Source organism: Patulibacter minatonensis DSM 18081, assembly GCF_000519325.1.
Taxonomy (GTDB): Bacteria; Actinomycetota; Thermoleophilia; order Solirubrobacterales; family Solirubrobacteraceae; genus Patulibacter; species Patulibacter minatonensis.
Genome location: NZ_KI912613.1, coordinates 4,385,229 through 4,411,535, shown reverse-complemented (window position 1 = coordinate 4,411,535; position 26,307 = coordinate 4,385,229). Strand labels below are relative to the sequence as shown.

The window sequence follows — 26,307 nt, the reverse complement described above, 5'->3', positions numbered from 1 at the left end:
GTGTGACCCGTCGCGCTGTGGTGCTCCCCTCCCGCTGCGATCATCCATCCATGTCCTCGACGGTCGTCCCCGAGTCCCGCACCGCGGACCGGGAGCCCGCGGTCCCGTTGACCCCGGCGGACCGCGACCGCCTGCTGGCCCACGCCCGCACCGCCCGTCGCCGCGCCACCCGCTCCGGCCGGCCGGTGCTCGCCGCGATCACCGTCGACGCGCCCCCGACGCTCGACGCGATGGCGACGGTGGCGTCCGGCCGCCTCCCCGGCGAGGCCTGGTCGGTGTACGGCCAGCGCGACCGCGACGGCCAGGTGCTCGCGACGCTCGGCTGCGTCGAGGCGCTCGAGGCCGAGGGGCCCGAGCGCTTCAGGCTCGTCGCCCGGGCGTGGAGCACGCGCTCCGCGGACGCCGTCGCCGACGCCGGCGCGGGGGAGGAGGCCGAGGGCCTCGTGGCGGTGGGCGGCTTCGCGTTCGCCGACGACGGCGCGTCGACCCTGGCCTGGGACGGGTTCGCGGCCGCGTCGCTCGTCGTCCCGACGCTCGCGCTCGCCGGGCGCAGCGGCCGCGTCCGCGCGACGATCGCCGTCCTGGTGCGGGCGACCGACGACCCCGAGGAGCTCGTCGGCGGCGCCCTGGCCCGCGTCGACGTGGTCGAGCCGGCACGAGCCCCGCTGCTCGACCCGGACCCCGCCTCCCGCGCGCGGATCGTCTCGGCACTCCCGCCCGCCCACTACGAGCACGCGGTGCAGAGCGGCGTGGACCGGATCCGCGCGGGGGCGTTCGAGAAGATCGTCCTCGCCCGCGAGGTCCAGGTCGCCGGACGCGCCACGCCGGACCCCGCGGCGGTCATCGGCGTCCTCCACGAGGCGTACGAGGGCTGCGTGGTCCTCGCCGTCGGTCGTGGCGACCGCACCTTCATCGCGGCGACCCCCGAGCTCCTGGTCCGTCGGGCCGGCAACCGCGTCGCGACGCTGGCGCTGGCCGGCACCACGGGCCGCAGCAGCGACCCTGCGGTCGAGACCCACCTCGGCGAGCACCTGATGCGCTCGGCGAAGAACCGCGAGGAGCACGCGATCGTCGTCCGGCGCATCGTCGAGCGCCTCGACGACCTGGCGATCTGGACGACCGCCGCGCCCCGCCCCGAGGTCGTCAAGGCCGCCAGCGCGCAGCACCTCGCCACGCCGATCCGCGCGCACCTGGCCACCGCGGTCGGGGTCCTCGACCTCGTCGAGCGCCTCCACCCGACCCCCGCGGTCGGCGGCTTCCCCGAGCCCGCGGCGCTGCCGCTCATCCCGGCGCTCGAGGGCATGGACCGCGGCTGGTACGCCGGCCCGGTCGGCTGGATCGACGCGACCGGCGACGGCGACTTCTCCGTCGCCCTGCGCTCCGCGCTCCTGGAACCGGAGCTCGCCCGCTGCTTCGCGGGCGTCGGCGTCGTCGAGGGCAGCGACCCCGCGGCGGAGCTCGCGGAGACGGAGATCAAGCTCCAGGCGCTGCTGCCGCTGCTCTCGGCCTGAGCGGCGCCCCGCCCCGTACGATCCTGCGCATGGCCGACCTCCGCGTCCTGCGCGTGCCGCACTCGACCAACGTGGAGCGCATAGCGCTCGCCGCCGGGCACAAGGGCCTGCAGGTCGAGTGGGTCGACGTCGACCCCGACGACCGCCGCGTCGTCCGCGAGGCCAGCGGTCAGGACCTCGTCCCGGTGCTGCTCGCCGACGACGACACCGTGGTGACCGACTCGCCGCGCATCCTGGCGTGGATCGAGGCGCGGTTCCCGACCCCGGCCCTGTGGCCGTCGGATCCGGGCGACGCCGCGCTGGCGGACGTCTTCTGCCACCGCTTCAACGAGGTGTGGAAGGGCCCGCCCAACCGGCTCGCCGCGCTGCTCGGGCCCGTCGGGTTCGACCTGTCCCGGCTGAGCGGCAGCGAGTCGCGGGCCGTCGACGACGACTCCGCACGGATGCGGACCTGGCTCAACCGCTTCGAGGAGCGCCTCGACGGCGTCGACCACCTCTGCGGCGACGCGTTCGGGATCTGCGACGTCACCGCCTATCCGTTCCTCCGCTACGGCGTCGAGGCACCGCCGCCCGGCGACGACGATCCGTTCCACCGCGTCCTCCACGAGCGCGGGACGTTCGACGCGGCGTCGCACCCGCGGCTGACGGCGTGGGCGGCCCGTGTGGCGGAGCGTCCGCGGGGCTGACGACCCGCGCGGCGGCGGGCGCCCGGCCCCGCTACTCCGACGGGGCGGTCTCGTCGGCCACCGCGAGCGGGGGCGCCGACATGGCGTCCGACACCGCCTCGCCGAGCCGGCGGTGCAGCGCGCGGTTCTCGGCGCGGTCCGTCCGGACCAGGAGGACCGAGAGCCCCCGGTGCGCCGACGCCGCGCGCAGGGCCGGGACGAGGTCCGCGCGGCGAGGCACCTCGTGCAGCACGCCGCCGGCCGCCGCGACGATCGCCGGGACATCGAGGCCCGTCGGCGTCATCACGTGCCGCTCGACGTCCGGATCGGCCCGTTCGCCGACCGGCAGGAAGTGGAAGATGCCGCCACCGTCGTTGTCGACGAGCACGACCGTCAGGTCCGCACCGGAACGGCCCGCGGCGAGCAGCGACCCGGCGTCGTGCTGCAGCGCGACGTCCCCGAGCAGCACGACGACCTCGCCGTCGCCGTCGCCGCGCCCGAGCGCCAGGCCCCAGGCGGTGGCGATCGTGCCGTCGATGCCGTTGGCCCCCCGGTTGGAGACGACACGCACCTGCCCGCGCGGGGCCATGTACCCCTCGACGTCGCGCACCGGCATCGAGGCCGCCACGAGCAGCGTCGCCGCCGGGGGAAGGAGCGCGGTCAGCTCGCGGGCCAGCCAGGGCTCGGTCGGCGCCGTGTCGTCGTCGCCCTCGTCGAGCACTGACGCCTGTGCGGCGGCGACGCGGTCGTCGGCCGCGCGCCACGAGGCGAGCCACGAGGGGTCGCGCGGCGCGTGGGCCAGGCGCGGTGCGAGCTGCTCCAGGAGCGGCAGCGGTGCCGCGACGATCACGTCGGAGAGCACGCCGTCGGGGTCCTGCCACGCGCCGTCCGCGGCGACGTGGACCTGCGGGACGTCGGTCGGCAGCGACGCGAGCCACGCCCGCAGCGGCTTGCTCGTCGGCAGGTCGCCGAGCCGGACGACGAGCTCCGGCGTGCCGAGACCGTCCGCACCGCCGGCCGCCAGCAGCGCGTCGTAGCGCGCGATCGCGGCGTCGCCGCGCCGCGCGTTCGAGAGCGGATCGGCGAGCAGCGGCAGCGACAGGAGCTCGCAGAGCGCGGCGAGCGCCGGGCCGAGCCGCGGCTCCTCCTCGTGTCGCCCGGCGACGACGACCGCGCGCGGTCGCGAGGCCAGCAGCGAGCCGAGGAGCCGGACGGCGTCGTCGTCGGGCCGCCCGGCTTCGCCGGTGCGCCGGACCCACGGCCGCCCGTCCGCGCGCGGGGGCACCAGCTCGTCGGCCGGTGCGGGCCCGTCGGTGGCGTCGGCGTCCGGGACGACCAGCGGTTCGCGCAGCGGCAGGTTCAGGTGGACGGGCCCCGGTCCGGCGGATCCGCCGCCGGCCGCGGCGTGCAGCGCCCGGGCCGCGAGGGTCCGGGCGTAGCGGACGGTCGACGCCGTGGCGGTGTCCACGGCGGCCTCGTGCTGCCAGCGCAGGACGGGGGCGAGCGGGCCGAGCTGGTCGACGGTCTGCCCGGCGCCGACGTCGCGCAGCTCCGCGGGGCGGTCGGCCGTCATCAGGACGACGGGCAGGCGGGCGTGGTGCGCCTCGACGACGGCCGGCAGGTACTGCGCGACGGCGCTGCCGGAGGTGCAGCACAGCAGCGTCGGCCGGCCGGACGCCTTCGTGATGCCGAGCGCCACGAACCCCGCGGAGCGCTCGTCGATCACCGCGTGGGTCCGGAGCCCCGGGTGCGCGGCGAGTGCCAGGAGCAGCGGCGTGTTGCGGGAGCCGGGCGACGTGACGGCGTCCGTGACCCCGGAGCGGACGAGCTCGTCGACCAGCGCGGCGACCAGCGCGCGGCTCCCGTGGCCGTCTCGGAGCGGTGGGTCGGTCGCGGACACCCCCTGAGGGTGCCAGAGCGCGGCCGCGCGCGCGGCTCTGCGAGGCTTCGGCCGGATGGCGCAGACGACGGTCCTGGCCCTCCACGGCTTCGGCGGCTCCGGCGCGTCGTGGGACGGGGTCGCGTTCGCCGCGGGGGACGACCTGCGGATCGTGGCGCCGGACCTGCGCGGCCACGGCGCTGCGGCGCACCTGCGGCCCGTCGACCTGGAGCACGTGCTCGACGACCTCGTCCCGGTGCTGCGCGGGCTGGCGGAGGCGTCGGACGGGCCGGTGACGGTCGCCGGCTACTCGCTCGGCGGGCGCGTCGGCCTCCACCTGGCGCTGGAGCACACGGCGCTCGTGTCGCGGGTGGTGCTGGTGTCGTCGACGTCCGGGATGGAGGACGAGGACGAGCGCGCCGCGCGGCGGCGATCGGACGAGGAGCAGGCGGTGTTCCTCGAGCAGGAGGGCGCCGCGACGTTCGCGGAGCGGTGGGCGGAGCTGCCCCTGTGGGACGGCGATCCGCCGGAGGCGCGGGCCGCGCAGCGCGACGCGCTGGCGGCCTGCGATCCGTCGGGACTGGCGGCCGCGCTACGCGGTCTGGGTGCGGGCGCGGTACCCGCGGTGGGGCCGCGCCTGGCGACGCTTGCGGTTCCTCTGAGCGTCGTCGTCGGTGGCCGTGATCTGCGTTACCGGGCGATCGGCACGCGGCTCCTGGGCCTTGCGGCGCAGCCGGCGGGCCAGGTCGTTGTTGCCGACGCCGGCCATGGCCTGCTGCGCGAGGCGCCGGCCGCGGTGGCTGCGGCGTTGTGCTCGTCCGGCTGAGACGTCGCTCTGCTGGGTCATCGGGGGATCCTTCGTTGGGGGACCTGCGTCGAGCCTGTACCCAGGAGTTCGTCGGCAGTCACCGCATCGACGACGCCGTGTGCATCGAGGCCGCGGGCGGCCTGCCAGCGGGCGACGGCGGCGCCGGTCCGGGCGTCGAAGGAGCCCGTCACGTCGGCCGCCGAGAGGAACCCCTCGGCCACCAGGCGCTGCTGCACGCGGTCCGCGGCGGCGGCCGGCGCGGGGGACAACCCGAGACCGGTCGCCGACAACGCCACGACCCCGGCGACCGCGATGGGAGCGGCCGCGTGCTTGACGCGCACGGTGGCGCGTCGGACGGGGCGGGTGGCGGACGAGTGCGAGCTGGATGACACCGATGACCCCTGGGGAGGAATCGATCTGCCTGCATCCTGCACGGAGCACCTCAAGGGCACTTATGCGTTCGCGGTCGCGCCGCGAAATCTTCGCCGGAGCGACGCAGATCCGACGCCGGACCGGGCGGCCGCGGCGGACGGATCAGGCGAGCCCGCGGGCCTTGCGGCCCTGCTCGCGGAGCCGCTTGGCGATCTCCATGTCCGCGATCTGCGGCTCCTTGCCGTCGACGCCCGGGCCCTCGAAGATCACGGGCATCCCGGCGAAGCGCGGCTCGCTGAGGAGCGCGGCGATGCCGTCCTCGCCGATCTCGCCGGTGCCGAGCGGTGCGTGCCGGTCGCGGTTGGACCCGAGCGGCGTCTGGGAGTCGTTGACGTGCATGCAGCGCAGGCGGTCGAGCCCGAACGTCGCGTCCGCGTCGGCCAGGACGGCGTCGAGGGCGTCGGTGGTGCGCACGTCGTAGCCGGAGGCGAGGAGATGGCACGAGTCGAGGCAGAAGCCGACGCGGTCGTGGCCGCCGGTGCCGTCGAGCAGGATCTTCAGCTCCTCGAACGACCGGCCGAGCGTGCCGCCGGTGCCGGCCGTGTCCTCGAGCAGCAGCGGGCAGTTCTCGGACTCCGCCAGCGCCTCCTTGAAGACGTCGCCGCAGCGGTCCAGGGCCTCGCCGACGTCGCCGTCCTTGGCCGACCCGGGGTGCAGCACGACGCCGACGGCGCCGATCTGGTCGCCGACCCGCAGCGAGTGGGTGATCGCCGTCAGCGACTTCTCGCGGAGCTCGGGGTCCGGCGTCCCCGCGTTGCTGAGGTAGAGCGCATGGATCACGACGGACTCGATCGGCGACGCCGCGAGGGCCTCGCGGAACTCCGCGATCGACTCGTCGCTGTGGTTCGTCGGCGCCCAGCGGCGGGGGCTCTGGGTGAAGATCTGGATGCTCTCGCAGCCGCGCTCCACGCCGCGCTCGACCGCCTTCGGCAGGCCTCCGGCGGGAGAGACGTGGAGGCCGAGGAGCGGGAGGCTGGCGGGGGAGTCGGTCATCGCGCGGCCACGATAACGCCGCGCCCGCCGCCGGGTCCGTGCGCCTCCGCCGGTCTCAGACCAGGCCCGGGGTGCGCGGCACGCTGAGCGTGCCGTCGCGGGGGACGAGCCGGGCGGCGAGGTCGCCCAGGCTCTGGCCGCCGATGCCGACGGCGTCCAGCGCGGCGGGCTCGAAGAGCTGGAGCGTCGCGAGGCCCGACGCGTCGCGCAGGCGCAGCGCGGCGGCGGCGTGGACGGCCCCGGCGACGGCGAGCGGACCGTCCCACGCGGACGCGAGGATCACGTCGGCGCGGGTGGACCGCGCGAGCGTCGCACGGGCCAGCAGCCCGCCGATCCCGCCGGACCGGCTGATCTTCAGCACCACCGCGTCGGCGGCACCGGAGGCGATGGCGCCGGGGACGTCCGCGGTCTCGTCCATCGCGACCCGGACCGGCAGCCGGTCGCGCACCGCGCGGATCGGCTCGATGCCGTGCACCGGCTCCTCGACGAGCTCGACCCCGTACGGCGAGAGGGTCGCGATCGCGGCGATCGCCTCGTTCACGGTCCACGCGCCGTTGGCGTCCAGGCGGAGCGCCACGTCCGGGCCGATGGCCTCGCGGACGGCACGGACGCGCTCCTCGTCGTCGGGCAGGCCGACCTTGAGCTTCACGGTCTCGAACCCGGCGTCCGCGCACTCGCGGGCGAGCTCGGCGGCGTCCTCGGGATCGTGACCGCCGATCGTCGCGTTGACCGGCACCCAGCGGTACGGGTCCTCGGTCAGCATCGACGCGACCGAGCGGCCCTCGCGACGGGACGCGCGGTCCCACAGCGCCAGGTCGACGGCCGCCAGGGCGTGCGGGACGTCGGTGACGGCGCGGCACAGCTCGAGGGCCTCGGCGCCCGACGCGACCGGGGTCTCCCGGAGCGCCCTGGCGCAGGACTGCAGGGCGTCGCGGCAGACGTCGAGCGGCATGCCGTCGTACGGCTGCAGCGGTGAGGCCTCGCCGAAGCCGATCATGCCGTCGTCGTCCTCGAGCTCGACGAGCAGCAGCCGCCGCTCCGTCATCTCCCCCCACGCCGCACGCATCGGCTGCGCGAGCCGGAGGGCCACCTCCTCGATGCGCAGATCCACGTCGCGCAGCGTATTCGGACGGCGCGGAGACGGTCGGACGGGTGGGCCGGGGCGCTCCGCGGACGCCGGGAGGGCGCACGCGGAGCCCGGGAGCGGGGCGTCCCGGGGTGGTCCTCAGGACAGCAGGATGCCCGCCGACAGCAGCACGCAGAAGAAGAGCTCGAGCTGTCCCGTGCCCGCGAGCGCGCCGTTCAGCGTCGGGCCGTCGGTGTGGGTGGCGACCGTCCGCGACAGGCGGACAGACAGCGGGGAGACGACCAGCACGACGAGCAACCAGAGCGTGAGGTCGGGGTCGACCGCGCCGACGACCGCGGTCACGACGTACGCCGCGACGTGCATCGCGGCGTACAGCACCCGGGTGCGCGTTCGCCCCAGGCGGACGGCGAGCGTGTTCTTGTTCGCCCGCCGGTCGGTGTCGATGTCGCGGACGTTGTTGACGACGAGCACCGCGGCCGCCATCAGGCCGACGGGGACGGCGAGCGCGAGCGCGGTGCCGTCGAAGTGCTCGGTCAGCGCGTAGTGGGTGCCGGTGACCGCGACGAGGCCGAAGAAGAGGAAGACGAAGAGCTCCCCGAGTCCGGCGTAGCCGTACGGACGCGGCCCGCCGGTGTAGAGCAGCCCGGCGACGATCGACGCCGCGCCGATCGCGAGGATGATCCAGCCCGCGACCACGATCAGGTAGGCCCCGCAGAGCACCGCGACGCCGAACGTCAGGTACGTCGCGAGGAGCACCTGGCGCGGGGGGACGAGGTCGCCCGCGGTGACGCGGAGCGGACCGAGCCGGTCGTCGGTGTCGGCGCCGCGTCGGGCGTCGGAGTAGTCGTTGGCGAGGTTCGCGCCGACCTGGATGAAGAGCGCCCCGAGCAGCGCCGCGATGAACGGTCCCAGCCGGAACGCGTCCTGCTGGATCGCCAGCGCGGTGCCGACGAGCACCGGAGCCAGGCCCACCGGCAGCGTCTTCGGGCGCGCCGCGAGGACCCAGATGCGGACGGGGCTCGGGCGCGGCGCCGACGGACCGGATCCGTCGCCGCCGAAATGGTCGGCGTGGGTGCTCATGCGCGGCGCGGGAACTGGCCGAAGTCGGGGCGGCGCTTCTGCTTGTAGGCGTCGCGGCCCTCCTGGGCCTCCTCCGACCCGTAGAAGAGCAGGTTCGTGTCGTGCGCCAGCTGCTGCAGGCCGGCATAGCCGTCCTCGTTCGCGTTGAAGCTCGCCTTCAGCAGGCGCAGGGCGAACGGCGAGTTCGCGAGCATCTCGTCGCACCAGGCGACGGTCTCCTCCTCGAGCCGCTCCAGCGGGACGACGGTGTTGATGAGCCCCATGTCGAGCGCCTCCTTCGCCGAGTACTGGCGGCAGAGGAACCAGATCTCCTTGGCCTTCTTCGGACCGACGAGGTCGGAGAGGACCGCGGCGCCGAAGCCGCCGTCGAACGAGCCGACCTTCGGGCCCGTCTGGCCGAAGCGGGCGTTGTCGGCGGCGATCGTCAGGTCGCAGCAGAGATGCAGCACGTGGCCGCCGCCGATCGCGTACCCGGCGACCATCGCGACGATCGGCTTGGGCAGGCGTCGCATCTGGACCTGGAGGTCCGTGACGTGGAAGCGGCCGACCGACGCGCCCGACGGCTGGCGGTCCGGGTTGTCCGGGTCCGTCAGGTAGCCGGAGTCGCCGCGGACCTGCTGGTCGCCGCCGGAGCAGAACGCCAGCGGGCCCTCGCCGGTCAGCACGATGACGCCGACGCGCGGGTCCTCGCGCGCGAGGTCGAGCGCGTGCCCGACCTCGATCAGCGTCTGCGGGCGGAACGCGTTGCGGACCTGGGGGCGGTCGATCGTGATCTTCGCGATCCCGCCCTTGTCGGACGGGTTGTCGCCGTCGCCCGAGGAGACCTCGTAGCGGATGTCGGTGTAGTCGCTGCCCGCGGGGGCGTTCCAGGTGACGGTCACGGTGCTCCTCGGTTCTCCGTACGGCCGTCGGGAAGGCTAGTCCGCACGCGGTCCGGACGGCGGGCGACCGGGCCGCGGGCCTGTCGCGGCCCACCGTGCGGGGAGCACGGCCGGGACGGGGGCGGCCGGGCCGACGAGCCGGCGGACGCCGTACCCCTCGGGCGTCACGGGGGCGACCCGGGCGCCCGGATAGCCTCGAGGGCGTGTCGTCCGTCGAGTCCTGGCTCCTGCGCTCCGCCCGCCGCCGGCCGGAGCACGAGGCGCTCCTGGACGTGACCTACGCGGAGCTGCTGCGCGACACCGACCTGCTCGCCCGTCGGCTCTGGGCGGCCGGGGCCCGCCCGGACGCGGAGGTCGGCGTGCTGCTCCCGCCGGGGCGGCCGTTCGTGACCGTGCTCCACGCGCTCCTGCGGATCGGTGCGGTGGTCGTGCCGCTCGACCCGCGGCTCCCGGTCGCCGAGGTCGACCGGCGGCTGTCCCGGGCGGTGCTGCGGCTGGACGCCGCCGCGGTCGACGGGCTCCCCGGCCCCGACGCCGCCGCCGACCTGCGCGACGAGCACGACCTCGACGCCGTCGCGATCGTCGTCCACACGAGCGGGACGAGCGGACCGGCCAAGCCGATCCCGCTGACCTACGGCAACTGGCTCTGGAGCGCACTGGGCTCCGCTGCGACGCTCGGGTGCCCGCCCGGCGAGCGGTGGCTCTGCGCCCTGCCCCTGAACCACGTCGGCGGGCTCAGCGTGCTGCTGCGCAGCGCGATCGCCGGGACGACCGCCGTCGTCCACGGGGGGTGGGACACCGAGCGGGTCCTCGCGTCGCTCTCCGGGCGGCTCCCGGAGGAGGGGCCGCCGCCGACCGTCGTCTCCGTCGTCCCGACGACCCTGCGCCGGCTGCTCGACGCGGGGCTCCACCGCACGGATCGGATGGCGCTGCGCTGGGTCCTGCTCGGCGGCGCGTCGATCCCCGGCGGCATGCTCGAGGAGGCCGCCGAGGCGGGGATCCCGGTCGCGCCGACCTACGGGATGAGCGAGACCACCAGCCAGATCGCGACCCTCGGCGCTCCGCTGTTCTGCACGCGCGTGGCGATCACCGCGGCCGACGGGACGCCGACCACCGCGCCCGGCGTGACGGGGGAGGTCCTCGTCTCCGGGCCGACGGTCAGCCGCGCCGCGGTCGCGGACGACGGGCTCCTGCACACCGGGGACCTCGGGGTCCTCGACGAGCGCGGCCACCTGCGCATCGTCGGGCGCAGCAGCGACACGATCATCACGGGCGGCGAGAACGTGCTGCCGCTCGAGGTCGAGCGCGTGCTCGAGACCGATCCGTCGGTGACCGAGGCCGCCGTCTTCGGGCGACCGGACCGGGAGTGGGGCGAGCGGGTCTGCGCGCGCGTCGTCCCGGCGCCCGGACGGGAGGTCGACGTCGCCGCGCTCCGGGCGGCCGCCGGCGCGCAACTCCTCCGGCACCAGGTCCCGCGGGAGATCGAGGTCGTCGACGACCTGCCGCGGACCCCGTCGGGCAAGCTGCTGCGCCGGCAGCTCACGTGACCGGGGCCCCGGTCGAGATCCGCGTCTCCCGCGGGTAGGGTCCCGGTCGATGCCCGGTCCCGGCGACGCCCCCCGTCCCGACGACGCGCCCGTCCCGGCGCTCCGGGCGTCCGACGCCGACCGCGAGCGGGTCGCCGACCAGCTCCGGCGCCACACCGCGGAGGGGCGACTCGACCCGGACGAGCTCGACGACCGGCTCTCCGGCACCTACGCGGCGCGGACGGTCGGGGAGCTCGAGGAGCTGACGGCGGACCTGCCGGTGCTCGCGGAGGCCCCGGCGTCTCCGGAGCGCCCCGTCGACCTCGAGGCGCGAGCCGAGCTGCAGGCCCACCTGGTCCAGCGCGGCGGCGGGGCGGCCGCGATCAGCGCGCTCTGCGTGGTGATCTGGGCGCTGACCGGCGCGGACTACTTCTGGCCGATGTGGGTGATCCTCGGGACCGGGGTCGGGGTGGGGGCGACGTGGTGGCGCGGCCTCGGCCCCGGTGGCGATCCCGTCCGCGAGCTCGAGCGGGCGGAGGAGCGGCGCGAGCGCCGCGAGTACCACGACCCGCACCGGCCGCACCGCCACCACCACGGCCGTCACGGCCGGCGCCGCTGACGGGGCGCTCGGGCGTGGCGGGCCGACCGGCGCCTGCGACGATGTCCTGGTGAGCGCCGCCGCACCGGACCCCACCCCGACGCCCGACGACCTCCGGGCCACCTCGCGCGAGCGCTGGGAGCGTTCGGCGCCGGTGTGGGAGGAGCGCCGCGACTGGTTCCAGGCCGCGGCCGCGCCGGTCTCGCACGCGATGATCGAGCTCTTGAACCCGCAGCCGGGGCACGTCGTCCTGGAGGCCGCCGCGGGGCTCGGCGACACCGGCCTCCTGGCGGCCGAGCTCGTCCATCCGGGCGGCAAGGTGATCCTCAGCGACGGGGCCGAGGCGATGGTCGAGGCCGCCAAGCGCCACGCCGCCGAGCGCGGCATCGTCAACGTCGACGTGTCGCCGATGGAGCTCGAGTGGCTGGACATGCCCGCCGCGTCGGTCGACGGCATCCTCGTCCGCTTCGGCTACATGCTCGTGCCCGACCCCGAGACCGCCCTGCGCGACGCCCGCCGCGTGCTGCGCCCGGGCGGCCGGATCGCGCTCGCGGTCTGGGACCGCGTGGAGGACAACCCGTGGCTGGGGCTCGGGACGACGCTCCTCGCCGACCGGGGGCTGACCGAGCCGTGGTCGCCCGACAGCGTCGAGCCCGGGCCGTTCTCCCTGTCGTCGCGCGACCGGCTCGACGAGCTCCTCGGCGGCACGGGGTTCGTCCTGCCGGAGATCGTCCGCCTCGACGTCGCGTTCCGCTCGCCGAGCGCCGCGGCCGCGCGGGAGAACTTCCTGGCGTTCTCCGACCGCGCGACCACCGCGCTCGCGGACGTCCCGGCGGACGAGCGCGCCGCCGTCCACGCGGAGATCGAGGAGGCGTTCTCGGCCTTCCCGGATCCGGACGGCCCCGACGGCGCGATCGCGCTCCCCGGGGCCGTGCTCGTCGCCGGCGCCGACGCCTGAACCGGAGGGAACCGCGCCGGTCGAGCTGCTCGCCGACCGACGCGGAGGGCGGCAGGATCGTCGGGCCCGTCCGCGCGGGATGCGGCACGCTCGGATGGGATGCCGTACGGGCGGACCGCGCCCACCGCGGGGCCGCGCGTAGTATCGCGGGCATGTTTTACGACGACGACGCAGACCTGACGCTGCTCGACGGCAAGACCGTCGCCATCATCGGGTTCGGCTCCCAGGGCCACGCCCACGCGCAGAACCTCAAGGACTCCGGGGTCTCCGTCGTCGTCGGTCTCCGCGAGGGCAGCTCCTCGATCAAGAAGGCGCAGGACGCCGGCCTCGAGGTCCTGTCGATCGAGGACGCCGCCCAGAAGGGCGACATCGTCCAGATCCTGACCCCGGACGAGCAGCACCGCGACGTGTGGGAGAACCACGTCGCCCAGGGCATCTCCTCCGGCAACCTGGTCCTCTTCGGCCACGGCTTCTCGATCCTCTACGGCGAGGTCACCCCGCCGGAGGACGTCGACGTCGCGCTCGCCGCCCCCAAGGGCCCGGGCCACCTGGTCCGCCGCCAGTACCTCGAGGGCTCCGGCGTCCCCGGCCTCATCGCCGTGCACCAGAACGCCACGGGCAACGCCCGCGAGCTCGCCCTGGCGTACGCCAAGGGCATCGGCTGCACCCGCGGCGGCGTCATCGAGACGACGTTCAAGGACGAGACCGAGACCGACCTGTTCGGCGAGCAGGCCGTCCTCTGCGGCGGTGCCTCGGCGCTCGTGCAGACCGGCTTCGAGGTCCTCACCGAGGCCGGCTACTCGCCCGAGATGGCGTACTTCGAGGTCCTCCACGAGCTCAAGCTCATCGTCGACCTGATGTACGAGAAGGGTCTCGCCGGCATGCGGTACTCGATCTCCAACACCGCCGAGTACGGCGACCTGACCCGTGGTCCGCGCGTCGTCAACGCGGAGACGAAGAAGGAGATGCAGAAGATCCTCAAGGAGATCCAGGACGGCGACTTCGCCCGCGAGTTCATCGCCGAGCACCGCGCCGGCAACGAGAACTTCAACCGGCTCCGCGAGGAGCAGGCCGCGCTCCAGATCGAGAAGACGGGCAAGGAGCTCCGCTCCAAGATGGACTGGATCGACGACTCGGGCTTTGCGCAGGGGTGAGCCCCGCGGCCGACGCGTTCGGCCGACGCAGTCCCGAAGGCCCCGCTCCGGCGGGGCCTTCGTCGTTCTCAGGGGTCCAGGCGCTCGAGGAGCGCGTGGAGGGTCCGGCGCTCCTTCGCGGTGAGCGGCGCGAGGACCTCGTCCTCGTCGGCCGCCAGGAGCGCCATCGCGCGTCGCAGCACGTCCTCACCGTCCGCGGTCGGTCCGACCAGCGAGCGCCGGCGGTCCGCGGGGTCGCGGCTCCGCGTCGCCCAGCCCCGGCGCTCGAGCTCGTCGACCAGGCGGACGACGTCGCCCGGGTCCTTCGCGAGGCGGTCCCCGAGGGACCGCTGGGACGGCGGTTCGCCCTCGGTGAGGACCGCGAGCGCCGCGACGTGGTCGAGCCGCAGCTCCTCCCGCGCGAGCGCGGCCACCGCCGATGCGCGGGACGCCCGCCCGGCCGCCGAGAGCCGGTAGGTCGTCGATTGCAGCAGCGACGCGGGCGGGGTGGGAGAGGGCGACACGCCATGATCCTATGGTGCTGACCAATCTTTGGTGTACTCCAATGAATGAGCTCGACCGCGTCCCGTCCCGACCACCCCGTCCTCGCCGCGCTGGTCGGTGACTGGCACGGGCGCGAGGCCCTCGCGGCGTCGCCCTGGGCGGCGGCCGGCGAGGCCGACGCCGCTCTGGGGTTCCGGCCGGTCGCCGGCGGTCGCGGACTCGTCCAGGAGTACGAGCAGCGGCGCGACGGGGTGGTGACGCTCGAGGGCCACGGGCTCCTGACCGCGGACCCCGACGGCGACGGCGTCCTCTGGTGGTGGCTGGACTCGATCGGGCATCCGCCGCTTCAGCCCGCGCGCGGGACCGCGGTCGGCGACGTCCTGACGCTGGAGCGCACGACGTCACGCGGCACGAACCGGACGACCTTCGACCTGGCGACCCCGGGCGAGCTCCGGCAGACGATCGCCGTCCGGCTCGCCGGCGAATCGGGGTTCGCGGAGCTCGTGGAGGCGACGTACCGTCGGGTCTGAGCCACCTGCCTGCGGTCGTGGTCGCGGCGGTCAGGCGGCCGCCGCGGCCAGCGCCCGGAGGACCTCCGCCGTGGCCGCCCGCACGGGCTCCACGACGACGACCCCGTCGACGACGTCGGCGCGCTGGACGGGGATCGCGCGGCAGGCCTCCGGGACGATCCGCGCGTCGGTGTAGGTCAGGACGGTGCGCAGCTCGTCGTGGGCGCCCGCAGCGCCACCCGGCCGGCCGGAGGCGTTGATCCAGCCGAAGGGCTTGGCGCTCGTCTCCGTCCCGCCGACGGTCCAGTCCAGGAGGTTCTTGAACGACCCCGGGAGCGCACCCGCGTACTCCGGGGTGCACACGAGGACCGCGCCGGAGTCCGCGATCGCCCCGCGCATCCGGGCGACCGCGGCCGGCAGCGGCTCGACGTCGTCGTCGGGGTCAAAGTGCGGCAGGGCCATGAGGTCCGTCCAGAGGACGGGCTCGACGTCTACGGGGGCGACCTCGGCCGCCGCCCGCAGCAGCGCGGTGTTCGTCGACGCCGACCGGGTGCTGCCGGACAGCAGCAGGATCCGCACGGGGCTCACAGGTCGTAGAGCGCGCCGTACTTGTCGTTCAGGTACCGCAGCAGCGGGGCCGGATCGAGGCCGCGGCCCGTGACGTCGTGCAGGATCTCGTCGCCCGTGCGCGTGCGTCCGTACCGGTGGACGTGCTCGCGCAGCCACTCGCGGAGCGTCCCGAGGTCGCCGTCCTCGATGCGGCGGTCGAGGTCGGGGATCGCGACGTGCGCGGCCTCCCAGAGCTGCGCGGCGATCATCGTGCCGAGCGCGTAGGTCGGGAAGTACCCGAAGACGCCGTGCGCCCAGTGGACGTCCTGGAGCACGCCGTCGGCGTCGGACGGGACGTCGACGCCCAGGTACTCGCGCATGCGAGCGTTCCAGGCGGCCGGCAGGTCGTCGACCTCCAGCGCGCCCTCGAACAGCTCGACCTCGAGCTCGAAGCGCAGCAGGACGTGGAGGCAGTACGTCGCCTCGTCGGCGTCGACGCGGATCAGCGACGGGCGGACCGCGTTGATGCGCCGCAGGAGGTCGTCGACCTCGAGGCCCTCGAGCGGGCCCGGGAACAGCTCCTTCGCGCGCGGGAGCCAGCGGGTCCACAGCGGGCGCGAGCGGCCGACCATGTTCTCCCACATGCGGCTCTGCGACTCGTGGACGCCGAGCGACGTGCCGGTGCCGACCGTCGTGCGGTCCCACTCCGGCGCGATGCCCGCCTCGTAGAGCCCGTGCCCCGTCTCGTGGAGGACGCCGAAGAGGCCGATCGCGAGCGTCGACTCGTCCTCCTTCGTGGTGATCCGGACGTCCTGCCGACCCATGCTCGCCATGAACGGGTGGGCGGCCTCGTCGATCCGCCACGCTGCGTCCTCGTAGCCCATCGAGCGGGCGATCTCGAGCGCGAGCGTGCGCTGGTCGGCGACCGGGAACGGGCCGGCGAGCTCGCCGGGATCGGGCTTCGCGGCGATTGCGGAGATCAGCGGCACGAGGCCCTCGCGGAGCTCCGCGAACGCCGCGCGCACGGTGCTCGTCGTCGCGCCGGGCTCGAAGCGCTGCATCAGCGCGTCGTAGGGGTGCTCGACCTCGGGGAAGCACGCCGCGTACTGCCGGCAGAGGTCGACGTGGCGGCGCAGCAGCGGCGCGAACGACGCGAAGTCGTCGGCCTTCCGCGCGGCCTCCCAGACGCCCTGCGCCTCCGCCGCGACCTCGGCCATCTCGGCGACCAGCGCGCCGGGGACGCGCGCGGCGCGCTCGTGGTCCTCGCGCACCGCGCGGATCAGCCCGGGGGCCTCGCCCGCGGACTCGGCGCCGTCGAGCAGCGTCCCGAGGGCCGGGTCGGCGGTCCGCTCGTGGGCGAGCCGCTCCAGCGTCCCGCCGGCCTGGCCCCGGCCCTGCGCGCCTCGCGGGGGCATGTGGGTCTGCTGGTCCCAGCCCATCAGCATCGCGGCGTGGTGGAGGTCCGCGACCTCGGCGAGGTGCGTGCGGAGGGCGTCGATCGCGGCGTCGGTCACGGCCCCATCGTGTCGGTTCCGGCGGACGCCGGGCGAACTCCTGCGCAACCCCGTGACCGGGTCGTGAATCCGGACCCCTCGCACGGAGGGGGTCCGTGGTCCTCTTGTAGACTCGGCCGCGCCGTCGCGACTGGCGCCCATCAGGTGGAACTGACCACCGGGGAGCGATGGCGCATACCGCCGCGCGCCTGGGCACCCGACTCCCTCCCGACTTCCGAGGAGCAGCATGACCGGACCCAGCAGCACCACCATCGAGATCCCCGACGACCTGAAGCCGGTCGACGGCCGCTTCGGCTGCGGGCCCTCGAAGGTCCGCCCCGAGCAGCTCACCGCCTTGGCCGCCGCCCGCGCCGCCGACGGCGCGCCGATCATCGGCACCTCGCACCGCCAGGCCCCGGTCAAGGACACCGTCGGCCGCGTCCGCGCGGGCCTAAAGCAGCTGTTCTCCCTCCCCGAGGGCCACGAGGTCCTGCTGAGCAACGGCGGCACGACCGCGTTCTGGGACGCCGCCACGTTCGGCCTGGTCGACCAGCGCGCCGCGGCCCTCGTCAACGGCGAGTTCTCCTCGAAGTTCGCGAAGGCGAACAAGGACGCGCCGTTCCTCGAGGACCCGCTCGTGATCGACGCCGAGCCCGGCACCACCGCGAGCCTCGAGACCGTCGAAGCCGCGCTGGCGGGCCAGCAGTTCGACGTCGTCGGCTGGGCCCACAACGAGACCTCGACCGGCGTGCAGACGCCCGTCGTCCGTCCGGAGAACGCCGGCGACGCGCTCGTCCTGATCGACGCCACCTCGGGTGCCGGCGGCCTGCCGGTCGACGTGTCGCAGACCGACGTCTACTACTTCGCGCCGCAGAAGTGCTTCGCCTCCGACGGCGGCATCTGGTTCGGCCTGTTCTCGCCCGCCGCGATCAAGCGCATCGAGAAGATCGCCGCGAGCGACCGCTGGGTCCCCGCGTTCTTCGACCTGAAGACCGTGCTGGACAACTCGCGCAAGGAGCAGACCTACAACACGCCCGCGCTGGGCACGCTGCTCCTCATGGCCGAGCAGATCGACTGGTTCAACGAGCACGGCGGCCTCGACTGGGCCGCGGGACGCAGCGCCGCGTCGTCCGGGCACCTCTACGCGTGGGCCGAGGCCTCGAGCTTCGCGACCCCGTTCGTCGCGGACCCCGCGCACCGTTCGGCTGTCGTGGCGACGATCGACTTCGACGACGCGATCGACGCCATCCAGGTCGCCAAGACGCTGCGCGCCAACGGCATCGTCGACGTCGAGCCGTACCGCAAGCTCGGCCGCAACCAGCTGCGCGTCGCGACCTTCCCGGCGATCGAGACGTCCGACGTCGAGCGCCTCACCCAGGCCATCGACTTCGTCGTCGAGCGCCAGACCGCCTGAGACGGAGAACAGAACATGAGCACCACCCCCAAGGTCCTGGTCAAGGAGAAGGTCGGCCCGTCCGGCATCGAGGCCCTGAAGGAGGCCGGCTTCGAGGTCGACCTCGGCATCGACTGGGACGACGAGACGTTCCTGCAGAAGCTCCCCGAGTACGACGGCGTCCTGATCCGCTCGGCGACGACGTTCACGCCCGAGCTGATCGAGACGGCTTCGAACCTCAAGGTCATCGGCCGTGCCGGCGTCGGCGTCGACAACGTCGACATCGCCGCCGCGACGAAGCGCGGGATCATCGTCGTCAACGCGCCGCAGTCCAACGTCGTCACCGCCGCCGAGCACACGGTCGCGCTGATGATGTCCCTGGCCCGCAACATCCCGCGAGCGAACGCCGGCATGCACGCCGGCAAGTGGGAGCGCTCGAAGCTCTCCGGCGTCGAGCTCTACGGCAAGACCCTCGGCGTCATCGGCTTCGGCCGCATCGGTCAGCTCGTCGCCGAGCGCGCCAAGGGCCTCGCGATGAACGTCATCGCGTACGACCCCTACGTCTCCGCCGAGCGGTACAAGGAGATGGGCGTCGAGAAGGCCGAGGACTCCGACGCGATCTACGCCGTCGCCGACTTCATCACGATCCACCTGCCCAAGACGCCGGAGACCACCGGTTGGCTCGGCACCGAGGCGTTCACGAAGACGAAGGAGGGCGTGCGCGTCCTCAACGTCGCGCGCGGCGGCCTGATCGACGAGGAGGCCCTGAAGGTCGCCCTCGACGACGGTCGCGTCGGCGGCGCGGCGCTCGACGTGTACGCGTCCGAGCCCGAGACGGACCACATCCTCCGCGGCTACGACAACGTCATCCTCACGCCGCACCTCGGCGCGTCGACGGCCGAGGCCAACGACCGCGCCGGGTTCCAGGCCGCCGAGCAGATCGTCGCGGCCCTCTCCGGCGGGACGGTGACCACCGCGGTCAACGCGCCGGCCGTCGGCAAGGAGGACCTCGAGGTCCTCACGCCGTTCGTCCCGCTCGCCGTCAGCCTCGGGCGCATCGCGGTCGAGCTCGCCGGCGGCTCGTCCGTCGAGCGGATCGAGGTCGAGGCGCTCGGCCGGATCGGCGAGCGCGACGTGCGCCCGCTGTCCCTCGCCGTCCTGCGCGGCGTCCTCCAGGGCCGCACCGAGGAGCACGTCAACGACGTCAACGCTCCGGGCATCGCCAAGGAGCGCGGCATCGAGATCGCGGAGACGACGCGCAGCCAGGCGCGCGACTTCACCGACCTCGTGCGCGTGACGGTCGTCTCCGGCGGCGAGCGCCACCGCGTCGTCGGCACGACGCTCGGCCGGCAGGACCGCCCGTACCTGCTCGAGGCCTGGGGCCAGCGCTTCAACCTCCAGCTCGACGGCAACCTCCTGATCCTCCGCTACGCCGACCAGCCCGGCATGGTCGGCCGGATCGGGCAGTTCCTGGGGGAGAAGGACGTCAACATCGAACAGGCCGCCGTCGGCTACCACCAGGACGCCGAGGGCACCCGCGGCGCCCACGCGGTGATGCTGATCACGACGGACCAGCCCGTCTGGAACGACACCCTGCAGCAGATCCTCGCCCTGGATGGGATCGAGGACGGCCGCACCGTCACCCTGTAGGGCGGAGGGTCCCGGCCGGCCGGCCGGGACCCGCTCTACAGCGTCGTGACGACCTCGTCGTGCTCCAAGCGCGGCAGGCGGTCGAACCAGGCGTCCTGACCCGGGCGCCCGATGTTCACGACGAGGAGCGAGCGCTCGCGCCCGTCGGGGAAGAACTCGGCGTCGACGCCGGCCTTGTCGAACCCGGCCATCGGGCCCGCGGCGAGGCCGGCGGCGCGGACGCCGAGCAGGAAGTAGCCGGCCTGCAGCGCGCCGTTGAAGCGCGCCATCGGCTCGGCGTCGGGCGAGCCCTCGAACGACGCGCCGCCTCCCTGCTTGTACGGCAGCAGGCGGTCCCAGTGCTCGAAGAAGCGGGTGTCGGCCGCGAGGATCGCCGTGACGGGCGCGCTCGCGGTCTTGTCGCGGTTGCCCTTGCTCATCAGCGGCAGCAGCCGGGCCCTCGCCGCTTCCGACCGGACGACCACGACGCGCAGCGGCTGCGTGTTGGCCGCCGACGGCGCCCACTTCACCAGCTCGTAGATCGCGCGGATCTGGTCGTCGGTCACCGGCTCGTCGGTGAAGGTGTTGGCCGTGCGGGCCTCGCTGAAGAGGAGCCGCTGCGCCTCGGAGGAGAGCGCGAGGAGGTCGGTCGGGGACGACGGGGAGCTCATGGGCCCAGCGTAGCGCAGAAACGGACCATAGTCCGAATCGGGGGGTGTCGCATGCCGGCGTCTTCGCACGGCCCGACCGACGCGGCCCCGGTGGATCGGGGAGGCCGGGTTTCCGGGTGCCTCGTGCGGGTAACCGCTGCGGGCTGTCCCCGACCCGTGGCGAGGCGGGAGGGGCCGGTGAGGAGGTGGGCCATGGCGGTCGGTTCCGGGCAGATGCGGCGACTTCGTCTCCGTGGTGCATCCGATCCGCAGACCGCGTCGTTCCCACCCACGAGAACCCCGGGGGCCGCGCGGCGGTGCCCGACAACCCCGATTTCAGGAGACCACCTGTGTCGCAGCAGATCAACCTCAACGAGCTCGACAAGTCCGGCGACGTCCGCCAGATCGCCGAGGACGCCGGCGTGGACCGGAGCACGTTCCTCCGCAACGGCGCGCTCGCCGGCGCCGGTGCCGTCGGCCTGGGCATCTTCGGCCTCCCGTCGATCGCAGACGCGACGATCTCGACGAAGAAGAAGTCGCTCAAGAACGACGTCAAGATCCTGAACTACGCGCTGCTCCTCGAGTACCTCGAGTTCAGCTTCTACGACGCCGCCGTCAAGCAGGGCACGTTCGCGTCCGAGCCGCTCAAGCAGTTCGCCGCGGTCGTCCGCGCCCACGAGAAGGCGCACGTCGACTTCCTCAAGAAGGGCCTCGGCAAGTCCGCGATCGGCGTCCCGACGCTGAACACGGACGCCGTCAAGACGGCGATCTCGGTCGAGAACTTCGCCGCGACCGCCCAGGCGCTCGAGGACACGGGCGTGTCGGCGTACGCCGGCCAGGGCCCGAACCTGAAGACCAAGGGCTTCGTCGTCGCCGCCCTGCAGATCCACTCGGTCGAGGCGCGTCACGCTGCCTGGATCCGGACCCTGCTGCTCCCGTCGGACGTCAACACGGCGAAGACCTCGGCCCTCCCGGCCCCGGTCTCGTTCGACAAGGCCCGCACGCAGGGTCAGGTCCTGAAGGTCGTCGGTTCCACGAAGCTCGTCAAGAGCTTCGACAAGAGCAAGATCTAGTCGCACCAGCGACGTCCACGACGATGCCGTTCCCGCACGGGGACGGCATCCGGGTGGTCCGACGGGCCCCGATCGCTCCGGCGATCGGGGCCCGTCGTCGTTCCGGGGGAGCCGCGTCGTAGCCTCCGGGGCCATGGAGCGCTTCTTCCGGATCTCCGCGCGTGGGAGCACCGTGCGGACGGAGGTCCTCGCCGGACTGGCGACCTTCGCGACGATGGCCTACATCCTCGTCGTCAACCCGTCGATCCTCGGCGCGGTCGCCGACGGGTCCGGGCTGAAGCTCGACCACGCGCAGCTCGTCACCGCCACCGCGCTCGTCGCGGGACTCCTGACGATCGCGATGGGCGTCTTCGCGAACGTCCCGATGGCGCTCGCCGCCGGCCTCGGGATCAACGCCTTCGTCACCTACACCCTGGTCGCCGGCCGGGGCCTCGACTGGTCCGACGCCATGGGCGTGATCGTCATCGAGGGCGCGATCATGCTCGTCCTCGTCCTCGCCGGGCTGCGCGAGGCGATCATGAACGCGATCCCCGACGTGCTGAAGCGGTCGATCGGCGCGGGGATCGGGCTCTTCATCGCCCTGATCGGGCTCGTCACCGCCGGGATCGTCGAGCACCCGAAGGACGGCGGGACGGTGATCGCGATGAACCCGGACATCGCGACCTGGAACACGCTGGTCTTCGTCGTCGGGCTCGTCGCGATCGGCGTCCTCGTGGCGCGCGAGGTGCCCGCGGCGCTGCTGCTCGGGATCCTGCTGGCGACGGTGCTCGGCGTCGTCATCAACGGCATCTCGGACGGCACGCCGGTCCCCGGCGCCGAGCTTCCCGGCTCCGTGACCGCGACGCCCGACTTCGGGCTCGTCGGCGACGTGTCGTTCAACGTCTTCGACGCCCTCGGCACCGGCGCCGCGATCGCGGTCGTCGTCGCCGTCCTGATGGCGAACTTCTTCGACGCGATGGGGACGGCCCTGGCCGTCGGGCGCAAGGCCGGGCTGGTCGACGAGGACGGCCGGCTGCCGATGCTGCGCCGCATCCTGCTCGTCGAGTCCGCCGGCGCGATCGCGGGCGGCGCCGCGTCGGCGTCGTCGAACACGATCTTCGTCGAGAGCACCGCCGGCGCCGCACAGGGCGCGCGGACGGGGCTCGCGAACGTCGTCACGGGCGTCCTGTTCCTCTGCTGCATGTTCCTCTCGCCGCTGGCCGCGGTGATCCCGTCCGCCGCCACCGGACCGGTGCTCGTGGCCGTGGGCGCGATGATGATCGGCCAGATCTCGGGGATCGACTGGGACGACATCGGCGTGGCGCTGCCGGCCTTCGCGACGGTCGTGCTGATGCCCTTCACGTACTCGATCGCCAACGGGGTGGGCGCGGGCGTCATCCTCTACGTCCTGATCGCGCTGCTGCGCGGCCGGTGGCGCGACGTGCACCCGCTCCTCGGGGCGGTCGCCGCCGTCTTCGTCTGGTACTTCTCCTACGGCACCGTCTGACCCTCCATGACCGCACGCACGCTCCTCCTCCCGCTCCTCGCCGCCACGTTGGTGCTCACGGCGTGCGGTGGAGGCTCCGGCGGAGGATCGACCGCGTCGACCGCCGCCGCCGTGACGACCCCGGCGGACGCCAAGCGCCTGAAGGCCGACCGCGCCGAGGACGCCGTGGGCGCCGTCAGCGTCTGCGGCTCGACGTCGCGGATGCGGGCGCTCCGCGGCGAGCTCCGCAGGATCGACGCCGGCAACGAGCGTCTCCAGCTCTCGACGCTCGGGTTCCCCGACGGGGACGGCGTGGCGCTCCGCGCGTTCGAGGCGCTCCAGCGCCGCGAGTCGGAGGACTGCGACGTCTTCGTGGCCGACGACGCGGCGGCGATCCCAGCGCTGGTGGCCACCGGCGCGCTCTACGACCTCGCCCCGGGGCTCGAGGAGCTGGTCGGGCCCGGTGGCACACCGCTGCGCCCGGTCGTGGAGGGCGAGCGCGCGTTCGGGCTGCCGATCCGGGCCGCCGGTCCCACCGACGGCGTCCTCGTCGTCTCGGTCCACGGCCGCAACCCGGGCGGCGCCCTCGAGCTCGTCCGCGTCCTCGGCGGTGCCCGAAAGCCCGCCGAGAAGTGACCGCTGTCACATCGTCGTCCGGTCGACGGGACGTCCGTACGTGATACGGTACGACTCATGGCAGCGGTGCCCACGGGGACGGAGATCCCCGCCAGCGAGCGCGAGCGGATCCAGATCGGTCCGCGCGTGCGGGCGCTGCGCGACAACATGGGCCTGTCGCTGCGGGACCTCGCGGAGCGCTGCGGCGTCTCGGCGACCACGCTGAGCCAGGTCGAGCGCGGCGAGAGCTCGCCGACGCTGCAGGTCGCCGCGCGGATCGCCGCCGGGCTCGACCTGAAGCTGAGCCAGCTGCTGCGCCTGGATGAGGGAGGCTCGGTCACGGTCGTCCGACCGTCCGAGCGCCGGCGCGGGGGCGACCCCGAGCGCGGGCACGCCGTGGAGATCCTCACCGCACCGCTGCCCGGGCAGCGCAGCGAGCTGACGCGCCACGAGCTGCGCGAGGGCGCGCGGACCGGCAACGTCGGCGACCCGCCGATGCACGAGCCCGGGACGCGCGAGATCGCGCTCGTCGAGCAGGGCTCCGTCGTCCTCCACTGCGACGGCACGCCGCACCCGCTGCAGCAGGGCGACTGCGTCACGTTCGACGCCGACCTGCCGCACCACTTCGAGAACCACGGACCCGGCACCGCCGTGCTGCTCGCCGTGGTCAACGCGGGGCTCCGCCGGAGCTGAGCGCCCGCTGCACCTCCAGACGCCGCGCCGCCGCCCTCCGGCGCGCCGCGGCCGACCACCTTCCCCCTCACACCCACCACCCTCACGAGACCCGCCATGCCGAAGACGCTGTTCGACAAGATCTGGGAGACCCACGAGGTCGGAGACGGCCTGATCTACATCGACCTCCACATGGTCCACGAGGTCACGAGCCCGCAGGCCTTCGAGGGCCTGCGCCTGGCCGGCCGCCCCGTCCGCCGCCCGGACAAGACGCTCGCCACCGCGGACCACAACGTGCCGACCGACGGCACCCCGGTCGCCGCCCGGATCAAGGACGCGCTCTCGCGCAAGCAGGTCGAGACGCTCGAGGAGAACTGCGCCGAGTTCGGCGTGCCCGTCTTCTCGCTCGGTTCCGATCGCCAGGGCATCGTCCACGTCGTCGGCCCCGAGCAGGGCATGACCCAGCCGGGCATGACGATGGTCTGCGGCGACTCCCACACCGCCACGCACGGCGCGTTCGGATCGCTCGCGTTCGGCATCGGGACCTCCGAGGTCGAGCACGTGCTCGCCACGCAGTGCCTGGTGCAGAAGAAGCCGAAGTCGATGCGGATCAACTTCGTCGGCGACCTGCCGTTCGGCGTCACGGCGAAGGACATGATCCTCGGTGCGATCGGCCAGATGGGCGTCGACGGCGCCGTCGGCCACGTCGTCGAGTTCGCCGGCCCGGCCGTCGAGCAGCTCTCGATGGAGGGCCGCATGACGATCTGCAACATGACGATCGAGGGCGGCGGCCGCGCGGGCATGATCGCGCCGGACCAGACGACCTTCGACTACGTCCAGGGCAAGCCCGCCGCGCCGACCGGCGCCGCGTGGGACGCCGCGGTGGCGACCTGGAAGGAGCTCTACACCGACGAGGGCGCCACCTTCGACCGCGAGATCGACGTCGACGTGACGGCGCTGTCGCCGCGCGTCACGTGGGGCACGACCCCGGACATGGTCGTCGGCGTCGACGGCACGGTCCCGACGCCCGAGTCGTTCGACGACCCGGCCGAGCGCGGCCAGGCCGAGCGCGCGCTGGAGTACATGGGCCTGAAGGGCGGCGAGCGCATCGAGGACATCTCGATCGAGCGCGTGTTCCTCGGCTCGTGCACGAACGGCCGGCTGGCCGATCTGCAGGCCGCCGCCGACGTCATCCAGGGCCGCAAGGTCGCCGACGGCGTCTACGCCATGGTCGTCCCCGGCTCCGTCCAGGTGAAGATCGCCGCCGAGGAGCTCGGCCTGGACAAGGTCTTCACCGCCGCCGGCTTCGACTGGCGCGGCGCCGGCTGCTCGATGTGCCTGGGCATGAACCCGGACGTCCTCTCGCCCGGCGAGCGCTGCGCGTCGACGAGCAACCGCAACTTCCAGGGGCGGCAGGGCAAGGGCGGCCGTACGCACCTCGTCTCGCCGCAGATGGCCGCCGCCGCGGCGATCGCCGGGCACTTCGTGGACGTGCGCACCTTCGAGCCCGCCGGCGAGCCCGTCGCGGCCTGACCGCACCGACTTCGAGAACGAGGACCTGACATGGATCCCATCAGCATCATCGAGGGCAAGGTCTCGGACCTGCCGCGCGACGACGTCGACACCGACCAGATCATCCCCGCGCGCTTCATGAAGCGCGTCGAGCGGACCGGCTTCGGCGAGTTCCTGTTCAACGACGCCAAGGAGGCGCCGGACTGGAACGTCGAGATCGGCAACCCGATCCTCTGCTCCGGCGCGAACTTCGGCTCGGGCTCCAGCCGCGAGCACGCGCCGTGGGCGCTCGAGGACGCCGGCTTCCGGGCGATCATCGCGACGTCGCTGGCCGACATCTTCGCGTCGAACTGCACGAAGGTCGGCCTGCTGCCGATCGAGCTGCCCGAGGACCAGGTGCGGAAGATCGCCGCGGCCGGCGAGGCCCGCATCGAGCTCGACGCCCAGACCGTCGAGATCGGTCCCACCCACGCCCGCGAGACCTTCTCGTTCGACATCGCCCCGGGCACGAAGCACCGGCTGCTCAACGGCCTGGACGACATCGGTCTGACCCTCGGCGACGAGGGCGCGATCACCACGTACGAGGAGCAGCGCGCGGCGTCGGCGTTCCCCGGCCCGAGCTCGCTGTCGCTGCCCCCGCAGGGCCCCGACGGCAAGACGATCCAGTCGACGCCCGTCGCCTGAGGGCGCGG

The 26,307-nt window shown here is 74.0% G+C and carries 26 protein-coding genes and 1 riboswitch; of the genes, 16 read left to right on the top strand and 10 right to left on the bottom strand.

Annotation, left to right across the window (positions count from 1 at the left end; genetic code table 11):
* Nucleotides 1-50 precede the first annotated feature (50 nt).
* Nucleotides 51-1,511 (top strand): isochorismate synthase, encoded by a 1,461-nt coding sequence (locus PATMI_RS0120590; RefSeq protein ID WP_026912255.1) that lies wholly within the window; start codon nucleotides 51-53, stop codon nucleotides 1,509-1,511.
* A 29-nt stretch (nucleotides 1,512-1,540) separates the two neighbouring features.
* On the top strand, nucleotides 1,541-2,197 hold the full coding sequence (locus tag PATMI_RS35185; RefSeq protein WP_051472102.1) for a glutathione S-transferase family protein: 657 nt from the start codon (nucleotides 1,541-1,543) through the stop codon (nucleotides 2,195-2,197).
* Between the two features lie 31 nt (nucleotides 2,198-2,228).
* Here the strand turns inward: PATMI_RS35185 and menD are convergent, their stop codons facing one another.
* Nucleotides 2,229-4,076 (bottom strand): 2-succinyl-5-enolpyruvyl-6-hydroxy-3-cyclohexene-1-carboxylic-acid synthase, encoded by a 1,848-nt coding sequence (gene menD / locus PATMI_RS0120580; protein WP_036726211.1) that lies wholly within the window; start codon nucleotides 4,074-4,076, stop codon nucleotides 2,229-2,231.
* Between the two features lie 55 nt (nucleotides 4,077-4,131).
* Here menD and PATMI_RS32065 point away from each other — a divergent pair, with 55 nt between their 5' ends.
* Complete coding sequence (locus PATMI_RS32065) at nucleotides 4,132-4,881, top strand: alpha/beta fold hydrolase (RefSeq protein WP_051472101.1); 750 nt, start codon at nucleotides 4,132-4,134, stop codon at nucleotides 4,879-4,881.
* 17 nt (nucleotides 4,882-4,898) lie between these two features.
* Here PATMI_RS32065 and PATMI_RS38025 read toward each other — a convergent pair whose 3' ends face one another.
* The 5 genes from PATMI_RS38025 to menB form a co-directional block, all read right to left on the bottom strand.
* Nucleotides 4,899-5,099, bottom strand: a complete 201-nt coding sequence (locus PATMI_RS38025; protein WP_211241768.1) for a peptidoglycan-binding domain-containing protein — start codon at nucleotides 5,097-5,099, stop codon at nucleotides 4,899-4,901.
* Nucleotides 5,100-5,397: 298 nt separating this feature from the next.
* Entirely contained in the window at nucleotides 5,398-6,288 is an 891-nt protein-coding gene (locus PATMI_RS0120565; protein ID WP_026912252.1) for a deoxyribonuclease IV, read from the bottom strand.
* Nucleotides 6,289-6,343: 55 nt separating this feature from the next.
* Complete coding sequence (locus PATMI_RS0120560) at nucleotides 6,344-7,399, bottom strand: mandelate racemase/muconate lactonizing enzyme family protein (RefSeq protein WP_026912251.1); 1,056 nt, start codon at nucleotides 7,397-7,399, stop codon at nucleotides 6,344-6,346.
* Between the two features lie 114 nt (nucleotides 7,400-7,513).
* Nucleotides 7,514-8,455, bottom strand: coding sequence for a 1,4-dihydroxy-2-naphthoate polyprenyltransferase (locus tag PATMI_RS0120555; protein WP_026912250.1), 942 nt, complete (start codon nucleotides 8,453-8,455; stop codon nucleotides 7,514-7,516).
* Nucleotides 8,452-9,336, bottom strand: coding sequence for a 1,4-dihydroxy-2-naphthoyl-CoA synthase (menB, locus tag PATMI_RS0120550; RefSeq protein WP_026912249.1), 885 nt, complete (start codon nucleotides 9,334-9,336; stop codon nucleotides 8,452-8,454). The genes PATMI_RS0120555 and menB overlap by 4 nt, the downstream gene beginning before the upstream one ends.
* A gap of 203 nt (nucleotides 9,337-9,539) precedes the next feature.
* Between menB and PATMI_RS0120545 the strand changes: the two genes are divergently transcribed.
* From PATMI_RS0120545 to ilvC, 4 genes are all read left to right on the top strand, one after another.
* Nucleotides 9,540-10,883, top strand: coding sequence for a class I adenylate-forming enzyme family protein (locus PATMI_RS0120545; RefSeq protein WP_051472100.1), 1,344 nt, complete (start codon nucleotides 9,540-9,542; stop codon nucleotides 10,881-10,883).
* Nucleotides 10,884-10,932: 49 nt separating this feature from the next.
* Nucleotides 10,933-11,481 (top strand): DUF1707 domain-containing protein, encoded by a 549-nt coding sequence (locus PATMI_RS35180; RefSeq protein ID WP_051472099.1) that lies wholly within the window; start codon nucleotides 10,933-10,935, stop codon nucleotides 11,479-11,481.
* 49 nt (nucleotides 11,482-11,530) lie between these two features.
* Complete coding sequence (locus tag PATMI_RS32055; RefSeq protein WP_051472098.1) at nucleotides 11,531-12,418, top strand: class I SAM-dependent methyltransferase; 888 nt, start codon at nucleotides 11,531-11,533, stop codon at nucleotides 12,416-12,418.
* 152 nt (nucleotides 12,419-12,570) lie between these two features.
* Complete coding sequence (ilvC, locus tag PATMI_RS0120530) at nucleotides 12,571-13,572, top strand: ketol-acid reductoisomerase (RefSeq protein ID WP_026912247.1); 1,002 nt, start codon at nucleotides 12,571-12,573, stop codon at nucleotides 13,570-13,572.
* 68 nt (nucleotides 13,573-13,640) lie between these two features.
* On the opposite strand, the gene PATMI_RS0120525 is transcribed toward ilvC, so the two are convergent.
* The gene (locus tag PATMI_RS0120525) at nucleotides 13,641-14,075 is read right to left on the bottom strand and encodes a MarR family winged helix-turn-helix transcriptional regulator (RefSeq protein WP_036726208.1); all 435 of its coding nucleotides are present in this window, start codon (nucleotides 14,073-14,075) and stop codon (nucleotides 13,641-13,643) included.
* A 45-nt stretch (nucleotides 14,076-14,120) separates the two neighbouring features.
* Here PATMI_RS0120525 and PATMI_RS0120520 point away from each other — a divergent pair, with 45 nt between their 5' ends.
* Nucleotides 14,121-14,585, top strand: coding sequence for a DUF1579 family protein (locus PATMI_RS0120520; RefSeq protein ID WP_026912245.1), 465 nt, complete (start codon nucleotides 14,121-14,123; stop codon nucleotides 14,583-14,585).
* A gap of 30 nt (nucleotides 14,586-14,615) precedes the next feature.
* Here the strand turns inward: PATMI_RS0120520 and PATMI_RS0120515 are convergent, their stop codons facing one another.
* Both PATMI_RS0120515 and PATMI_RS0120510 read right to left on the bottom strand, forming a co-directional pair.
* Nucleotides 14,616-15,152, bottom strand: a complete 537-nt coding sequence (locus PATMI_RS0120515; protein ID WP_211241767.1) for an NADPH-dependent FMN reductase — start codon at nucleotides 15,150-15,152, stop codon at nucleotides 14,616-14,618.
* Complete coding sequence (locus PATMI_RS0120510) at nucleotides 15,149-16,627, bottom strand: carboxypeptidase M32 (RefSeq protein ID WP_026912243.1); 1,479 nt, start codon at nucleotides 16,625-16,627, stop codon at nucleotides 15,149-15,151. The genes PATMI_RS0120515 and PATMI_RS0120510 overlap by 4 nt, the downstream gene beginning before the upstream one ends.
* A gap of 116 nt (nucleotides 16,628-16,743) precedes the next feature.
* Nucleotides 16,744-16,828: riboswitch (ZMP/ZTP riboswitch) on the top strand.
* A gap of 25 nt (nucleotides 16,829-16,853) precedes the next feature.
* Between PATMI_RS0120510 and serC the strand changes: the two genes are divergently transcribed.
* Nucleotides 16,854-18,020: a phosphoserine transaminase gene (serC, locus tag PATMI_RS0120505; RefSeq protein ID WP_026912242.1), complete on the top strand. Its 1,167-nt coding sequence runs from the start codon at nucleotides 16,854-16,856 to the stop codon at nucleotides 18,018-18,020.
* Between the two features lie 15 nt (nucleotides 18,021-18,035).
* Entirely contained in the window at nucleotides 18,036-19,649 is a 1,614-nt protein-coding gene (serA, locus tag PATMI_RS0120500; protein ID WP_026912241.1) for a phosphoglycerate dehydrogenase, read from the top strand.
* A 35-nt stretch (nucleotides 19,650-19,684) separates the two neighbouring features.
* Here the strand turns inward: serA and PATMI_RS0120495 are convergent, their stop codons facing one another.
* On the bottom strand, nucleotides 19,685-20,299 hold the full coding sequence (locus tag PATMI_RS0120495; RefSeq protein WP_026912240.1) for a malonic semialdehyde reductase: 615 nt from the start codon (nucleotides 20,297-20,299) through the stop codon (nucleotides 19,685-19,687).
* Nucleotides 20,300-20,628: 329 nt separating this feature from the next.
* Here PATMI_RS0120495 and PATMI_RS32050 point away from each other — a divergent pair, with 329 nt between their 5' ends.
* The 6 genes from PATMI_RS32050 (at nucleotide 20,629) to leuD (ending at nucleotide 26,299) form a co-directional block, all read left to right on the top strand.
* Nucleotides 20,629-21,351, top strand: coding sequence for a ferritin-like domain-containing protein (locus PATMI_RS32050; RefSeq protein ID WP_051472097.1), 723 nt, complete (start codon nucleotides 20,629-20,631; stop codon nucleotides 21,349-21,351).
* 133 nt (nucleotides 21,352-21,484) lie between these two features.
* On the top strand, nucleotides 21,485-22,837 hold the full coding sequence (locus tag PATMI_RS0120485; protein WP_026912239.1) for an NCS2 family permease: 1,353 nt from the start codon (nucleotides 21,485-21,487) through the stop codon (nucleotides 22,835-22,837).
* A 6-nt stretch (nucleotides 22,838-22,843) separates the two neighbouring features.
* A complete protein-coding gene (locus PATMI_RS0120480) occupies nucleotides 22,844-23,452 on the top strand; it encodes a hypothetical protein (RefSeq protein WP_026912238.1) in 609 nt (202 codons plus the stop codon).
* Between the two features lie 57 nt (nucleotides 23,453-23,509).
* Nucleotides 23,510-24,124, top strand: a complete 615-nt coding sequence (locus tag PATMI_RS0120475) for a helix-turn-helix domain-containing protein (RefSeq protein WP_051472096.1) — start codon at nucleotides 23,510-23,512, stop codon at nucleotides 24,122-24,124.
* A 96-nt stretch (nucleotides 24,125-24,220) separates the two neighbouring features.
* Nucleotides 24,221-25,636 carry a 3-isopropylmalate dehydratase large subunit gene (gene leuC / locus PATMI_RS0120470; protein WP_026912236.1) on the top strand — a complete coding sequence of 472 codons (1,416 nt, stop codon included), beginning with the start codon at nucleotides 24,221-24,223 and terminating at the stop codon, nucleotides 25,634-25,636.
* 30 nt (nucleotides 25,637-25,666) lie between these two features.
* Nucleotides 25,667-26,299, top strand: coding sequence for a 3-isopropylmalate dehydratase small subunit (gene leuD / locus PATMI_RS0120465; protein WP_026912235.1), 633 nt, complete (start codon nucleotides 25,667-25,669; stop codon nucleotides 26,297-26,299).
* The last annotated feature ends 8 nt before the right edge of the window (nucleotides 26,300-26,307 follow it).

Bases quoted from the DNA above. Each gene is read 5' to 3' on its own strand.
- PATMI_RS0120590 (WP_026912255.1), top strand. From the start codon at position 51: ATGTCCTCGACGGTCGTCCCCGAGTCCCGCACCGCGGACCGGGAGCCC.
- PATMI_RS35185 (WP_051472102.1), top strand. From the start codon at position 1,541: ATGGCCGACCTCCGCGTCCTGCGCGTGCCGCACTCGACCAACGTGGAG.
- PATMI_RS32065 (WP_051472101.1), top strand. From the start codon at position 4,132: ATGGCGCAGACGACGGTCCTGGCCCTCCACGGCTTCGGCGGCTCCGGC.
- PATMI_RS0120565 (WP_026912252.1), bottom strand. From the start codon at position 6,288: ATGACCGACTCCCCCGCCAGCCTCCCGCTCCTCGGCCTCCACGTCTCT.
- PATMI_RS0120555 (WP_026912250.1), bottom strand. From the start codon at position 8,455: ATGAGCACCCACGCCGACCATTTCGGCGGCGACGGATCCGGTCCGTCG.
- PATMI_RS35180 (WP_051472099.1), top strand. From the start codon at position 10,933: ATGCCCGGTCCCGGCGACGCCCCCCGTCCCGACGACGCGCCCGTCCCG.
- ilvC (WP_026912247.1), top strand. From the start codon at position 12,571: ATGTTTTACGACGACGACGCAGACCTGACGCTGCTCGACGGCAAGACC.
- PATMI_RS0120520 (WP_026912245.1), top strand. From the start codon at position 14,121: ATGAGCTCGACCGCGTCCCGTCCCGACCACCCCGTCCTCGCCGCGCTG.
- serC (WP_026912242.1), top strand. From the start codon at position 16,854: ATGACCGGACCCAGCAGCACCACCATCGAGATCCCCGACGACCTGAAG.
- serA (WP_026912241.1), top strand. From the start codon at position 18,036: ATGAGCACCACCCCCAAGGTCCTGGTCAAGGAGAAGGTCGGCCCGTCC.
- PATMI_RS0120495 (WP_026912240.1), bottom strand. From the start codon at position 20,299: ATGAGCTCCCCGTCGTCCCCGACCGACCTCCTCGCGCTCTCCTCCGAG.
- PATMI_RS0120485 (WP_026912239.1), top strand. From the start codon at position 21,485: ATGGAGCGCTTCTTCCGGATCTCCGCGCGTGGGAGCACCGTGCGGACG.
- PATMI_RS0120480 (WP_026912238.1), top strand. From the start codon at position 22,844: ATGACCGCACGCACGCTCCTCCTCCCGCTCCTCGCCGCCACGTTGGTG.
- PATMI_RS0120475 (WP_051472096.1), top strand. From the start codon at position 23,510: ATGGCAGCGGTGCCCACGGGGACGGAGATCCCCGCCAGCGAGCGCGAG.
- leuC (WP_026912236.1), top strand. From the start codon at position 24,221: ATGCCGAAGACGCTGTTCGACAAGATCTGGGAGACCCACGAGGTCGGA.
- leuD (WP_026912235.1), top strand. From the start codon at position 25,667: ATGGATCCCATCAGCATCATCGAGGGCAAGGTCTCGGACCTGCCGCGC.